The sequence below is a fragment of the Bartonella sp. AU16XJBT genome, assembly GCF_028618665.1.
Lineage (GTDB): Bacteria > Pseudomonadota > Alphaproteobacteria > Rhizobiales > Rhizobiaceae > Bartonella.
In genome coordinates this window covers 23105-36939 of sequence record NZ_JAQITF010000010.1, presented here as the reverse complement: position 1 = coordinate 36939, position 13835 = coordinate 23105, and the positions used below count along the sequence as shown (strand labels likewise).

Sequence of the window (13835 nt, the reverse complement as noted above, 5' to 3'; positions counted from 1 at the left end):
TTTCTTCTATATTTTTAAATCACTAAGTATAAAATAACGATAACATGAGGGGGGAAATAGTGACCAAAATACAAATAAATAAAAAAGCGCTTGCACTTTTCTTGTTATGGCTTCGTGGTCCGTTGAGCGTGATATTAAGCATTATAATGCTCATAGGTTTTCTAGTGTTAGGAGCAATTCCTATCGCAGTCTCTGTATTTGAAATCAGTTGGACAAAAGCATTCGTGCGTCTTTTGATTTCGTCATTTTTATTGAGTTTTGGCTCTTTTCTTCTCATTGTATTTTATGAAAAACGCATACGACGGCTGTCATGAGCGCTTCTTGCATTATTGTACTTAGATGTTCATTGTGAAAATAAGCAAGGGATAATCACGCTCTATCTTCATAAAATATGAAAATTCAAAATCCATTTTGGGGATAATGTTAACAGATAAGGTATTTAAAGAGGGATAAAATGAGAAAATTTATTTTATTATGCATGGCTCTATTATTGGTGACCGGGTGTGAAAAAAACTATAGCGTAGAAGATTTTAAAAAAGATGCAAAATTAAGAGAAGAATGGGGAAAGAAGTGTTTTCTTTCAGGACCAGCTGTTCAGGAATCTACGAATTGTCAAAACGTTCTAAAAGCAGATAATGAACTGTTTTTCTCGAAAGAGACTCCTTCTACGGATCGTGGGCATGGCTTTTGAGAAAAATACATATCTCAATAGTAGATGTATAAGTTTCAAATAAAGAAGTTACTGTGCAATTGATTGTGACTTCTTTTATCTTTATAGAAGCAATCGTTATCATTTGTTATTCTAAATGATCGCCTAAAATTGTATTCACAATTATATCGTTTGTTTCAACTTTATCAGATTGAGGATTATGATTACGAGAAAACTGGATAATATTGTCTTATGATGGTGTTAGTATAGCATTGAGATTTTAGAGGAAAAAACATGCCTTTTAAGAATTTATAACAGATACTAAGTCTTTATAGCAGGTATGTTAAATGCACATCGTCTAAAATCAATGGAGCGTTCACAGCCAAGAGGGGATTTCCCTTTTAAAAATATATATGAATGCGTATCCTTTAGTGCTGTAAAACACCATCGTTTGAGAGGTAGTGAGGTAAAAAGTTTATGCATGGGGCCTTTTGATGGGAGAGTACGGTGAAGATTTCAGAAAGGGTTTGCCTGTATAATTTTGTCAAAGGAACCATATAAAATGGGAAGCTGAAAAGGAGCTGTTTTTGAGAAGGCGGATTGTTTATCAACCGGTTTGAGGAGAGATTTGCATTCTTTGAGGTGTGGGGAGAAAGCCAAGAACAGAGCGTGGTGCACCCTATATCCATGTTTTAAAAAGTTTTAATTCTGATCACAAATTAATTTTAAAATGGCTTTCTGTTTGACAGAGGTCAGGACTCTAAAGCTTTTTAAAAGCAAAAATTCCTCTTTGCTTGATGCAATTTCTTCATGAGGGTACGAGGTGTTTTCGTTTGTGATGATATGTAAGATGATATCCGTGTAAAAAAGGAAACCGGAACATTTAGGATATCGGAAATTTCCTTTAATCGCCCAGCGCTCACACGATTTAAGCCTTTTTCATACTTTTGGATTTGTTGAAAACTTACCCCTAAAGCGTCTCCTAAGTTTTTTTGAGACATCCCTAATATTTTTCGCTTCAAGCGAATTTTTTTGCCAACAAAAAGATCAATATTAAGGCTCTGAGTTTGCATTTGCCCCCTCCGGTTGCGAGCGCCCTCGCATTGGTATTCCGGGAGTCTAAAACTGAAGCTAAATCAGCATTTTGCTTTTAGTGCTTACAGCACTTGGACATAACAAAACCTCCCGGAATTCCGGGATATCCGCAAAGCGGAGTAAATTTTTATTTTAGCTTTCGGGTTTTAGAGCCCTATTGGTCGCTGCGTATGCGACCAAAACACCTCCATTCATAAAGTAATTTTAAGAGCTTGGCAATAAAAATCGTTTTTCTTGAGACGGATAGCTTTTTTAATAAAAGGCTGTTTGCTTTTCAATTTTTTATCGCTCATCACAATTATGCCATCAGCCCTGAATTTGGCGAAGAAAGTAAGAGAACCCCATGGGTTTGATTAAGCCCCTAGGGGCGCTTAATGAGGTTCTTGACTCATAAGCAAAATGGTTTGTTTTTATGCGACTGAGATATCATGATGGTAGGGAAAAGCTTTCATCAGTGGACATCCCTCATGCAAAACAAAATCAAAACAGAATAGATTGGGCTGTTCGGATATTCACGAGTTTGTTTTAAAGGAACATTTCTTAATGCTCGAGATCATTTCACAACGGCACTCCGTGAAGAGTATAAAGTAAAAGTTTCATGGATAGAATAAAAGCTATACTTCTATCTTTACTGAAAAAAGATGTACGACGGTATATACTCCACATACTCTTTGATCGTCCAAAATATTACGACAGTCTTTACATTTGAGAGAGACTATTAAGAGATATTTTATTCCTTTCTTCAAGTGTTTTGCTCTACACGTTCATCTCACTTATAATGTGCAAGCAAATAGTTTTTGATTAATTCAATATAAACAGATTTTAAATGAAAAAAGATATTCGGTTTTTTCATTATGCGTGAGTAATAAATTATTGTTATAAATCAATTGTTTTATCTTGAAGAAAGCGATTTTTAAGGCGGGTTTTCATTCGTTTATTTTCCAAGTAAAAAATTTGAGTGTTTTCACTAAAAAACTGTATTAACGCGGTTGTTGTTAGAATTGAAATTTTTATGAGAAAAATGGGCATTGTGGAATGATAAGCTTTTACTATCAAGCGTTTTAGAATTTTGCACAACTTAATGATAACTTATTTATTTTATCATTTCTTATGATCTCTATAGGCGATACAAAGTTGGGGTATGGTTTGAGAAAGCAGGTGACAGAGCTATTATCTTTCGATAAGTAGTTTTGAAGTAAAAGACAGCTTGATCAATGACAAAGAGAGATAGGTGCACTATGAATGAACTGACCCATATTGAGACTGTTATAGCGCATTATGATGCTGTTTTTTGTGATGTGTGGGGTGTTGTGCATAACGGTGTGCAGGCATTTGAACCAGCTTTGAAAGCGTTGTATAAAATTCGGCAAATGGGAAAAAGTGTCATTTTATTGACCAATTCTCCTCGACTCCGGGAAGATGTTGCGGCCCAATTACAAAGCATGAATATTCATAGTGACTGTTATGATGCCATTATCACTTCAGGGGATGTAACGCGTGACCTCATTTGTGCTGCACCGCGTAAAGTTTTTTTCATTGGTCCACAACGTGATTTGGTACTGTTTGAAGGGTTAGCGTGTGAATTTGTTGAGGAATGGGAAGCTTCTGTTGTTGTTTGTAGCGGTTTTCTTGAAGATTTTGCTGAAGAACCCTCTGCTTATGAGGAGATGTTTCGTCGTATGCGCGCGCGGAATTTACCTTTTATTTGTGCTAATCCTGATGTGATTGTCCATTATGGAAATAAGGAATTTTGGTGCGCTGGTGCATTGGCGCGTCTTTACCAACAATTAGGAGGGGAAGTTCGCATTGCTGGAAAACCTCATGCGCCTATTTATGAGTGTGCCTTTGAAAAACTTCAAAAAATACGTGGGACAGTAGAAAAAAGTCAAGTTTTAGCTATTGGTGATGGTCTTTTGACGGATATTAAGGGGGCGGCTCATTTTGGTCTTGATGCCCTTTATATTATGGGGGGCATTCATTGTTATGATTATATGCAAAATGGTGTGGTGGATAAGCAAGCTTTGCATTCTTTTCTAGAACGTCATGGTTATAGGCCACAAGCAATCATGTGGGCACTTCAGTAATGGTTAATTTTTTGCGTCTTAAGGGAACCCATATGTTTCCCTCGGCTTGGCGGAGGGCTGTGTTGGCACTTGGAAATTTTGATGGTGTTCATTGTGGGCATCAGGTAGTGTTGCAAAAAGCGCTTGATTTCGCACGGATAAAAAATAAACCCGCTGTTGTTTTAACTTTTGAACCTCATCCAAGAAGTTTTTTTCAACGTTCAGCCCCTGTCTATCGTTTGACAGAGGCGGCTGAAAAAGCTGAAATTTTTAAAATCCTTGGCTTTGATGGCGTGATTGAACAGCCGTTTGATGCACAATTTGCAGCTCTTTCAGCGGATGAATTTATTAAGTCGATTTTAAAGGAAGCTTTTGAGGTTTCCGTTGTGGTGACAGGTGAAAATTTTCAATTTGGTCATCAGAAAAGTGGAAACGTCCATCTTCTTTGCCAAAGAGGAAAAGAAGTTGGATTTCAGGTTGTGCAAGTTCCTTGCGTTTCTCGTCTTCAAGATTCACAACCGTTGATCATTTCTTCTAGTTTTATTCGGCAACTTCTTTCACAAGGAGAAGTGGACAAAGCCGCTCATTTGTTAGGCTATCACTATCGGGTATGCTCCAATATTATTCAAGGCGACAAACTTGGACGTCTTTTGGGATTCCCTACCGCTAATCAGATGTTACCTCCTCAAGTTTGTTTGGCTCATGGTGTTTATGCGGTGCGTTTGCGTCGTGCCAACGGTATTTTATATGATGGGGTTGCAAGTTTTGGCTGTCGTCCAACGGTTGTTAAAGATGGGGCCCCCCTTTTGGAAACCTATTTATTTGACTTTAATGATGACCTTTATGGGGAGAGCTGTACCGTTTCTTTTTTCAAGTTTTTGCGCGGACAAGAAAAATTTGATGGACTTGAACCTTTGATTGCACAAATGCACCGTGATGAAAAAAAAGCAAAAGAAATTTTAAAGACAGTTCAACCCTTATCCAAGTTGGATCGGTTGCTTACTTTTAAAAATATGCTCTAAGTTTATCTGAAAAAGAGAGAAGAGCTGTAAAAATAGCACTTAAAGTGATGATCATCACAAAGATATATTCCAAAACATCATGGAATATATGTTTTTTCCGTTGTTGAGAGGGAGAATCGAATATCTGAAGATCTGATTTAAGCATTATCTTTTTCACAGTTAACTTTATGGTTTTTGCTGTCAGTTGAAAGTTTACTGCTTGTTTCTTTCTGATCCGTTAAAATCCATGATGAAAAATCAATGAATAAGCACACCGCGTATTTGGCAAGAATAGATAAGAAGAAGGAGAAAGGCTGTTTTTAAAATTTCTTGTGCTTTTATTCTTAGAATTTCACAAAATTTAAAATCGATGACTTTTTTATTTTAAAAGTTTATCGCTTCACCAATTTGCATGTATTTTTATGGCTTCAGGGGTAGATGTTTGTTGTCTATTTAAGAGCAAAGTTTGTTTATCGTGCCCTATGCAGTGCTTTCCACAAAGAGGGAAGCCCCAAGTAAAGGGAGAACCCAAGTGGAAGGTGTAAGAAAAACATTCTTGACAAACTATTGTTTACAGATCAGTGCAAATTTAAGAACTTTGTCTTGTAAAGTGCATGGGAAGCCTATGCAACCTATGATTAAAGACGTGCTAAATGATAAAGATGCAGTGAACGCGTTCCATGATGGCAATAGGCGAGAAGAGGGAGAGAGGCTGTTTTTAAAATTGTTTGCATGGTTTCAACATCTGATTTTTCTATGGTCGGAGGAGAAATGGGAATGTAATAGGCTTTTATGCCATAGTTATTTGCAACCATTTTAATGTTTGAAAAATCAGGTTGATGAGCCTCTTCGTGATCGGGGCGGTTACAGATAATTGTTTTAAAACCAGCTTCTGCTAATGTTTTGATATTTTCTATGCTAATTTGGGCGCCGATAAAAATATCAGGGTCAATTTGTTGTAAATTCATTTTTGTTTATTCCCAATTGCACGATTTTTACAATACTCTTAGGTCTATAAAAGAACATGATGAAAGTGAGATCTTGCAAGGGCATCTTAACAAAAATATTCTTTTTGTCGAGAAAACTTGTTTGGAAAAACGCGCTGTCAAGGTGCAAAATATCTCATACGGCAACATCTTTGTTATTCAATCTTAGACAGCGCATTGATTTATAATGATAATATAGCGTTCCTTAACTTGAATTAGAACCCTAAAACCCGTAAGATTCTTGTGTTTCAACTCTGTTCTATGTTGTATCAATCAAGATCTCTTGTTTGCACGTTATAAGCGAGGGCCTCGTGTGGAGTGAAATTGTAGAAGAAAGAACTAAAGATGCCTTCTCATGAGCCGTTGCAAGGGTCAAGAGCTGGTGTAACACCTACGAGATGGCACAAAGTATGTGATGGGGGCTCCTTCTCAAGCGTAAAGATGGGGAGAGCTCAATGAATTACCGTTATGAAAGATAGCTCTCTCTCTATGGATCATTCATTGTTCTCACGAAGCATAGAACAATCCATTGCGTTGCTTGTTTGCGCGCAGAGCTATCCGTATTTTCTCAAGCTCATTTCACTCTGTTGTGCGCAAAGGGTATAAATTTAAAGAGTACAACATTCATTGTACCCCCATCTTTAGCTCAAGAAAAGGGATAAGCCGGCACGATCATACATGAGCCACCGATGCTACCAACAAGCTTTTGATATTTAAAACACTCCATAAGAAGTATTTTTATTCCTTTTTTTCAGTGTTTATTCTCATATGCCAACTCTGCTTGTGATGGTAGATAAGTGATTTTAATTGATTGAATATAAGAGAGGGAAAACGAGAGAATTGTATAGATTTCTGTTCTCTCATTCAACATGTAAAACCATCAATTCTCCTTGGTAATTTGCTATCTATTTAGGGCAGAGCTTATTTGTCGAGTCGTATGCAGTGGACCTCATGGAGAGTAAAATCCGAGGGGTAAAGATTATGGAGAGACCATTAGTTATAGGTTAGCGCAGATTTAAGAAATTTTCATTTTAAGGCGGGGAAAGAAGACCCTATTTCTTGTTTCAATTTATCTTTTTATTAGCAAGAACACTCCCTTCATAATATTTTGGGCTCATGCTAAAAGAATATTATAAAGATAAAATTGGGGGCTGTTGTTTTTATCTTAAAAATTAAGACAAATGGTTGTTTTTCAGGTGTTGTATGCTTGCTTCTTTTGTTATTTTCAGTATAATCGTAAAAACGATAATACTGAAAGACGTAACGAATGATCATTGGACTTTTGAATCAAAAAGGGGGTGTCGGAAAGACCACGTTGAGCGTGAATCTTGCAGCCAGTTTTGCACGTACCGGTGCACGAGTATTGCTTATTGATGTTGACCCACAGGGGAGCGCATTGGATTGGGCTGCTGCGCGTGAAGAGGATCCTTTATTTTCGGTTATTGGTTTACCACGTGCAACAGTTCACAAAGAGATTACACAGATTGGTCATGGTTATGATCATATTATTATTGATAGTCCTCCGCGTGTGACTGATCTTGCGCGGAGTGCTCTTATGGCTTCGGATTTTGTGCTTATACCTGTTTTGCCTAGTCCCTATGATATTTGGGCTGCTGATGGAATTGTAAAGCTGATTGACGAAGCACGCGTTTATAAAGAAAATCTCAAATCTGCTTTTGTTATTAATCGTAAAATAGTCAATACAGCGATAGGGCGTGATGTGAATGAAGCTCTTGGCATATATCCCGTGCATGTTCTTTCTTCGAGTGTTGCGCAACGTGTGATTTTTGCAGAAGCTGCTGCACAGGGCAAGGCTGTTTACGAAGTGGATAAGCAAGGACAAGCAACCGCAGAGATTGAAGCTGTTGCGGCCGAAATCAAGGAGTTAGCGTGATGAATAAAAAAATTAAAATTGGCACGAAACCAACCAATAAATCCATTCCTTTAACGGCTGATGCATGGGTGGAAAATAATAAAGGCAGTGTGGATGGCGGTATGAAGCGTCTCACAATTGATGTGCCGGAAAGTTTGCATCGGTTAATTAAGGTCAGTTGTGCAAGTCGTGGAACTAAAATGGCCGATGAGGTGCGCGAATTGCTTTCAAAAAAATACGGAAAATAAAAGATAATATACAATAATAAGTGTGCGTTGGTTTGAGTGTTTTTAAAAAGATGATATTGGTCGTTTTTCCATGAAGTTAATTGTTATAAAAGCGTCCATTTTTTATGGGGGGCATCTCATAAAATAGTTATGAACCTATGAAAAATTCTTCGTTTCAACTTTTCATCCTATGGATGAGATCATCATCAGTCCCCTTGTTATTTGTATCGTCGCTGGATAGGTAAGTTTATTCTTCCATAAAAATTGGCTTGATCATGATTTTAAATGTGAAGTTATTTTTTTATTTTACTGAATACTTTGTTTATTTTACTAAATACAAGGTAAATAATGTAAATTAACAGTAGCGTTGCTTCTTTTTTTCTGCTATGTGACATTCTCTTTTTAAAATTATATGTATGTTTATAAGGGGGGGATAAAATCAATAAAATTGATTGATAGGGGTGTGCTATAAGCTTTCCTCATAACAAAAAGAAATCATTGAGCATGATATGGAAAGTGTTCCTTTCATTTACATGATTTTATAGTCTAAGTATTGAATGTTACTTGATGGCAGGCAAGGAATAATCTTTTTTCTGCTATCGGAATGTATAAGATCGCTTTATTAGAATTTCTATTGGCATGTAAAAAGTGTAGGGGGGGGGGAGTTAAGTTTTTTTCTTTCTCGGTGGATTAAGAAATAAGTAAGAGCGCAATCAGTTGATTAAAAGGTGTATTCTTTCGTTTGCAGGGAATTTGCAATGGATATAGGCATTACGAATTTTTGATAAGAATTCGTGCTGCTTCTCATTGATGAGGTGGTTTTGAAGGAAAACTCTTGAAAGAAAAGAAATGATTAAAAAGCCTCTTGAAAATGTCAAGATATCAAAATTTTTGCTGGAGTTTTAACAGTTCAAATACTCAAGAGTAGCAGTGTCGATAACGTTACAAATGCAAGTTTGATAATAAAGCGGCTCTCATGATTCAACCTATTGGCGTTAAAAGTGTACGTATTTGTCAAAGGAAAGTTATACGTAAAAGCACGATACAGGGATTTTGTGAATCCAACGACATCGTTATTAAAGTATAAAACAAAGAGAGGGATAAAACCATGAATAAAGCTATTATAACAGCGCTGTTGCTTTGCACAGGGCTTGTCGCTGTTGGTTGCGAGAAAAACTACAGCGTTGAGGAATTTAAGAAAGATAAAAAATTGGTGCAAGAATGGGGAAAGAAATGCGATAAAATGGGACTCTCTGCTTTTTCTACTAAGAATTGTCAAAATGCCATGCAAGCCGATATGGAACTTTTTCAAGAGCATTATAGAAATCTTGCAAAGGAACTTCGTGAAAATAGCAAAAATGGGAATGAAACTGAAAAACAGAAGAATAACAATTAAATCACAAAAAATATTGATCGCAGTATTTTTCTTTGTACGCGATTTATCGTCATAAGTTGCGAAAAATCGCCTCCAGAGGTCGATTTTAAGATTTTTGAAAATGCACACTGAACCGAATGTGCAATTTTAAGGGGATACTCAATTGTGTCCCAAACTTTGTAAATTTGAAAAAAGGGGAATTTATTGATGAATAAAGTCATTATCTCAGCATTGCTGCTTTGTACTGGACTTGCTGTTGCTGGTTGTGAAAAAACTTATAGCGTAGAAGAATTTAAAACAAATGAAAAATTATACGAGGAATGGGCAAAGAAATGTGAGAAAGATGATTCACCACTCAAATCCTCTCAAAATTGTAAAAACCTTCGACAAGCATATGTAGAACTTTTTTTGAGGCCCTAAATTGTATCTCAAATTTTGTAAATCCAAAAGAAGGGGAATTTATTGATGAATAAAGTCATTATCCCAGCATTGCTGCTTTGTACTGGGCTTGCTGTTGCTGGTTGCGAAAAAACCTATAGCGTAGAAGAATTTAAGAAAGATCCTAAATTACTCAATCAGTGGTTAGAGAAATGTTTTATTGCAGGAAGTTTTGATTCAAAAAATTGTAAAAATGCAGAACAAGCTGAATTAGAAACGCGTAAAAAATGGGGGATTTTTGGCTCTGGAAAGGACGACAAGGAAAAAACTGAAGAGAAAAAGGAAGGGAATTAAATCGTGAATAAAGTCATTATAACAGCACTATTGCTTTGCACAGGGGCTGTGGTTGTTGGCTGTGAAGAATCTTATAGTGTAGAAGATTTTAAAAAAGATGAAAAATTATTCAAAGAATATGCAGAAAAATGTGGTTGGACGGGTAATTCGAAAAGCTGTAAAAATATGCGGTTAGCGGATCGTGAATTTGCTGAAGAACGTAGAAAAAAAGCAGACGAAAGATATCGTAAGTATCGAGACGAGTATAATAGAAAGCAAATGGAAAATCTAAATAAAATGACCTCTGAAGAGAAAAAGCGCAAATCTGAACAAAAGGCAAAAGAATAATCTAAAAAGCAAGAGGGTGGTTGGTATCAGAACAAAAGAGGGGGCCCTATGAAGCTCGTTATTATTACAGTATTGCTTGCTTTGCACAAGGGGGTGTTGTTGCTGGTTTTGAAGAATCTTACAGTGTAGAAGAATTTAAAACCAATGAAAAATTATATGAAGAATAGGCAAAGAAATGTGAAAATGGCGATTCACCGCTCAAATCCTCTCAAAATTGTAAAAAACTTCGACAAGCATATGTAGAACTTTTTTTGAGGCCCTAAATTGTATCTCAAATTTTGTCAATCCGAAAGAAGGGAAATTTATTGATGAACAAAGTCATTATAGCAGCATTGCTGCTTTGTACTGGACTTACTGTTGCTGGTTGCGAAAAAACTTATAGCGTAGAAGAGTTTAAGAAAGATAAAGAATTACGCCTCGAATGGCAAAAGAAATGTTATTTAGGTGGGGCCTCTATGCATAAATCTAAAAATTGTGAGAATGCAATAATAGCAGAGAGGCAACTTCTTTTTGGAGGTTAAAAACCGTGCTCAAACTTTGTAAATCTGGGGGAAAAAGATAGTTGAGAAAGGTATGTGGAGAAGTAAGCCGGCACCATCACACTATGTGCCAGCTCCCAATGTTGCGACAGCCCCTGCATTTGAGAGCGTTCATAAGAGCCATTTTTACTCCTTTCTTATACAAATTTTATCCACACGCTAATCCCGCTTGTAATGTGCAAGCAAGTGATATTGATTCAAGATAAACAGATTCTAAATAAGAGAATCTTACGTTATTAGGGGGGCTAACTCAATATGAATAACGATAAATTATCATTATAAATCAATATGTTGTTTGTATAAATAAAAGTAATTGTGACAACAGCGCTTTTTTCTTCCTTTCAAGAGAGAGCGCATTTTTTCTTAAATATCACGATATATGCCACCAGATTGGGATTGATTATGTTTTTATAGTTTTCATTCTAGTTTAGCAAATTGGCTAGCAGAAACAACAATCCCCTTTGATGCAGAAACTTAGGATGAAAGAAGCAGAATAAATCTTTATCATACAGCTTCTTTAAAGACTATTGTGTTTAGATTGACACATGGATTTTACAGTATTTACGCGTGAAAATAGAGTTATATTTAAACTATGCGTACAGGTGCATGAGATGCATGCACTTCATGAAAAGCCAACAAAGTTTGGGGGGCTTCTACTAATAGAATGTCGAAGAGGATAAGGTTTTTAATAAAAGGATCATCATGCTTCAAAGGGGAATAAAAATGTTGAGTCTGATTGTAAAAAATGCTGAGACAAAGAGTAAAGAATAGTTAGATGCAGCAGCTGAATTGGTATATGATTAATCTGCTGTGTTCAATTCTCTTTTGGGATCTTAAATTTGAGACGCTTCTCTGGAGATTTCATCAAAAAGCTAAGAGATTAAATATATCATCTATGATGAGCACTAAAATAACAACAAAAGCATTGATGGTGATAATCAAGGTTGAATAAAGCACCGCGGCTTTTACGAGATCAGCTATAAGGGCCTCTTTTTGTTCTTTTGGAGGCGATTTTATGAAGAACAATATGTTATAGCCTATAATGTATGCTAATATAATATATTCGGCAAGCTTAAAATCTTTTCTTTATTTATAAAGGCTTGAAGCGTGGGAGCACTGTGAGTGCATAAAAAAGGAAAGCTTTAAAGTAAATATTGATTGATTTTATAGGTTTTCTACCATGAAAACTCTTTTTACCCTATAATGCCATAAAATACGGTTATTTATGGTGCTAATATAAGGCATGTAGACCTTCTTAAAACGTTTTAGTGTCTTTTATTGCGTGTGAGTGTTTTTTTAGTGCGCGAATGAATATTCGTAGGCTTGTTTGTTGAACCTTTCGTTTAAGTGAAACATATGAGGAGGAAGTCAAGAGGCGCCTGCTTGATAAAAATTCGGATTGTGTACAGAGCAGATTACGTTAAGGTCTTTGTCCTTTAAGGCGTGAGAAGAAGGTCAAACACGCTTTCTGATCGATTTTAGCTCATAACAAAATTGGCTAATGCTGCTTTTTGGGTATAGTCTTGCACGAAAAGAAGAATGTTCCAAACGGAATATACTTATTTGCATATTAATGCGCTTGTTTTAAAGAAACATCTCTTAAGATAAGCCCATTTCGCACCGATACCATGAAGGGCATAACGGTCAAGCCTCCATGGAAATAATATAAAATCTATAGAGTGCTACCATCTTTATATTTCATAAAAGAGTAAGCAGGCCCCATTCTATACTTGTTCTTAATGTTGCCTCAAGCCCTCGGCTTTGTTTCCTACAGCCCTTTGGGCGCTGGTTTCATCAGACCCTTTTTCTTTCAGCGTATTTTATTGATATGTCAGGTTCTGTTTGTGATGTGCAAGGAAGTAATTTTAATTGATTGAACCTAGAATAGATTTGAAATGTGATAATTCTACGATCTTTAAGTTTTTCATCAGGCATACAAAATAATGATAAATATTTTGGTATGATTACGAAAGAAAAGGGCCTCATTTAGAGAGGTGATGATGAGAAGAGGGGTGTCGTAGAAATTGTGCCTTTATTATACAATGATTTTTAGGCTAGGAGTGCATGTAAAGCTGCGATATTAAGAGCGGATTGTGCGTTATGGCGTGAAATAATTGATAGGAAGATGAGGGAAAATTTTGAAAATATCAATGGGGGAGAGTTAAACGTTATTCCTTGATAATATTTTTATTTATAAGGATAATCTAGCGTTATTCAACTTAAATAAGTTCCTTGAATCCCATAGGATTCTTTCATTTCAAGTCTGTTTATCTTAAATCAACCAAAACCATGTTTTTTAAACATTACAAGCAGAGAGAGTCGTGCGGAGTTGAAACTGTATAAGAAGGGCAATACCTCTCGTCTTAAGTGCCAAGGGGGCAACATTGGGGGGGGCTGAGTTGTGTGATGGTGTCGGCTTGTTCTTTTATAAAACCTAAAGATGAGGGGCTTAATGGATTTTATACATTTCATAGGGGATTTATTGTTATCCATTCATGGGTACCAGAGCGAAATGAGCTTGGGGGCTCTTAAGAGATTATTTTTTTCAAAACAAGCGCGTGAATATGTGATTGAAGGCGTATTTTTTTAACATTACAAGCAGGGAGAGTCGTGCGGAGTTGAAACTGTATAAGAAGGGCAATACCTCTCGTCTTAAGTGCCAAGGGGGGGCAACATTGGGGGGCTGAGTTGTGTGATGGTGTCGGCTTGTTCTTTTATAAAACCTAAAGATGAGGGGCTTAATGGATTTTATACATTTCATGGGGGATTTATTGTTATCCATTCATGGGTACCAGAGCGAAATGAGCTTGGGGGCTCTTAAGAGATCGTTTTTTTCAAAACAAGCGCGTGAATATGTGATTGAAGGCGTATCGAGCGGATGGGGTAAGAAATGCTTGAAAAGGTTCAAAAAATCTTATATAGTCGCTCATTGCAAAGAAAAGCGAATGATAGTTGAAAAAGGGAGATT

General features: G+C 36.4%; 13 protein-coding genes and 1 pseudogene. 12 read left to right on the top strand and 2 right to left on the bottom strand.

Features of this window, described 5'->3' with window-relative positions; genetic code table 11:
- The first annotated feature begins 59 nt into the window (after positions 1–59).
- Together PVV66_RS06710 and PVV66_RS06705 are read left to right on the top strand one after the other, a co-directional pair.
- Positions 60–314, top strand: a complete 255-nt coding sequence (locus PVV66_RS06710; RefSeq protein ID WP_273719025.1) for a hypothetical protein — start codon at positions 60–62, stop codon at positions 312–314.
- A 140-nt stretch (positions 315–454) separates the two neighbouring features.
- Entirely contained in the window at positions 455–691 is a 237-nt protein-coding gene (locus tag PVV66_RS06705; RefSeq protein WP_273719024.1) for an EexN family lipoprotein, read from the top strand.
- Between the two features lie 660 nt (positions 692–1351).
- Here the strand turns inward: PVV66_RS06705 and PVV66_RS06700 are convergent.
- Positions 1352–1722 (bottom strand): annotated as a pseudogene (locus tag PVV66_RS06700) (helix-turn-helix domain-containing protein).
- Positions 1723–2982: 1260 nt separating this feature from the next.
- Between PVV66_RS06700 and PVV66_RS06695 the strand changes: the two are divergent.
- Together PVV66_RS06695 and PVV66_RS06690 are read left to right on the top strand one after the other, a co-directional pair.
- Positions 2983–3828: a TIGR01459 family HAD-type hydrolase gene (locus tag PVV66_RS06695; protein WP_273719023.1), complete on the top strand. Its 846-nt coding sequence runs from the start codon at positions 2983–2985 to the stop codon at positions 3826–3828.
- Positions 3828–4829 (top strand): bifunctional riboflavin kinase/FAD synthetase, encoded by a 1002-nt coding sequence (locus PVV66_RS06690; protein ID WP_273719022.1) that lies wholly within the window; start codon positions 3828–3830, stop codon positions 4827–4829. The genes PVV66_RS06695 and PVV66_RS06690 overlap by 1 nt, the downstream gene beginning before the upstream one ends.
- 617 nt (positions 4830–5446) lie before the next feature.
- Here PVV66_RS06690 and PVV66_RS06685 read toward each other — a convergent pair.
- On the bottom strand, positions 5447–5776 hold the full coding sequence (locus PVV66_RS06685; protein ID WP_273719021.1) for a TIGR01244 family sulfur transferase: 330 nt from the start codon (positions 5774–5776) through the stop codon (positions 5447–5449).
- Positions 5777–7061: 1285 nt separating this feature from the next.
- Between PVV66_RS06685 and parA the strand changes: the two genes are divergently transcribed.
- The 8 genes from parA to PVV66_RS06645 all read left to right on the top strand — a co-directional run bounded on the left by parA (position 7062) and on the right by PVV66_RS06645 (position 10849).
- On the top strand, positions 7062–7688 hold the full coding sequence (gene parA / locus PVV66_RS06680) for a ParA family partition ATPase (protein ID WP_273719020.1): 627 nt from the start codon (positions 7062–7064) through the stop codon (positions 7686–7688).
- Positions 7688–7915 carry a hypothetical protein gene (locus PVV66_RS06675; RefSeq protein ID WP_273719019.1) on the top strand — a complete coding sequence of 76 codons (228 nt, stop codon included), beginning with the start codon at positions 7688–7690 and terminating at the stop codon, positions 7913–7915. The genes parA and PVV66_RS06675 overlap by 1 nt, the downstream gene beginning before the upstream one ends.
- Positions 7916–9002: 1087 nt before the next feature.
- Positions 9003–9290 carry an EexN family lipoprotein gene (locus tag PVV66_RS06670; protein ID WP_273719018.1) on the top strand — a complete coding sequence of 96 codons (288 nt, stop codon included), beginning with the start codon at positions 9003–9005 and terminating at the stop codon, positions 9288–9290.
- 186 nt (positions 9291–9476) lie between these two features.
- On the top strand, positions 9477–9689 hold the full coding sequence (locus tag PVV66_RS06665; protein WP_273719017.1) for an EexN family lipoprotein: 213 nt from the start codon (positions 9477–9479) through the stop codon (positions 9687–9689).
- Between the two features lie 45 nt (positions 9690–9734).
- A complete protein-coding gene (locus PVV66_RS06660) occupies positions 9735–10001 on the top strand; it encodes an EexN family lipoprotein (protein WP_273719016.1) in 267 nt (88 codons plus the stop codon).
- Between the two features lie 3 nt (positions 10002–10004).
- The gene (locus PVV66_RS06655; protein ID WP_273719015.1) at positions 10005–10328 is read left to right on the top strand and encodes an EexN family lipoprotein; all 324 of its coding nucleotides are present in this window, start codon (positions 10005–10007) and stop codon (positions 10326–10328) included.
- 20 nt (positions 10329–10348) lie between these two features.
- The gene (locus PVV66_RS06650) at positions 10349–10495 is read left to right on the top strand and encodes a hypothetical protein (protein WP_273719014.1); all 147 of its coding nucleotides are present in this window, start codon (positions 10349–10351) and stop codon (positions 10493–10495) included.
- Between the two features lie 141 nt (positions 10496–10636).
- Entirely contained in the window at positions 10637–10849 is a 213-nt protein-coding gene (locus PVV66_RS06645) for an EexN family lipoprotein (protein WP_273719013.1), read from the top strand.
- Positions 10850–13835 lie beyond the last annotated feature (2986 nt).

What these genes read in the sequence shown, in the direction of transcription:
- PVV66_RS06705 (WP_273719024.1), top strand. Translation starts at nt 455, where the DNA reads ATGAGAAAATTTATTTTATTATGCATGGCTCTATTATTGGTGACCGGG.
- PVV66_RS06695 (WP_273719023.1), top strand. Translation starts at nt 2,983, where the DNA reads ATGAATGAACTGACCCATATTGAGACTGTTATAGCGCATTATGATGCT.
- PVV66_RS06690 (WP_273719022.1), top strand. Translation starts at nt 3,828, where the DNA reads ATGGTTAATTTTTTGCGTCTTAAGGGAACCCATATGTTTCCCTCGGCT.
- PVV66_RS06685 (WP_273719021.1), bottom strand. Translation starts at nt 5,776, where the DNA reads ATGAATTTACAACAAATTGACCCTGATATTTTTATCGGCGCCCAAATT.
- parA (WP_273719020.1), top strand. Translation starts at nt 7,062, where the DNA reads ATGATCATTGGACTTTTGAATCAAAAAGGGGGTGTCGGAAAGACCACG.
- PVV66_RS06675 (WP_273719019.1), top strand. Translation starts at nt 7,688, where the DNA reads ATGAATAAAAAAATTAAAATTGGCACGAAACCAACCAATAAATCCATT.
- PVV66_RS06670 (WP_273719018.1), top strand. Translation starts at nt 9,003, where the DNA reads ATGAATAAAGCTATTATAACAGCGCTGTTGCTTTGCACAGGGCTTGTC.
- PVV66_RS06665 (WP_273719017.1), top strand. Translation starts at nt 9,477, where the DNA reads ATGAATAAAGTCATTATCTCAGCATTGCTGCTTTGTACTGGACTTGCT.
- PVV66_RS06660 (WP_273719016.1), top strand. Translation starts at nt 9,735, where the DNA reads ATGAATAAAGTCATTATCCCAGCATTGCTGCTTTGTACTGGGCTTGCT.
- PVV66_RS06645 (WP_273719013.1), top strand. Translation starts at nt 10,637, where the DNA reads ATGAACAAAGTCATTATAGCAGCATTGCTGCTTTGTACTGGACTTACT.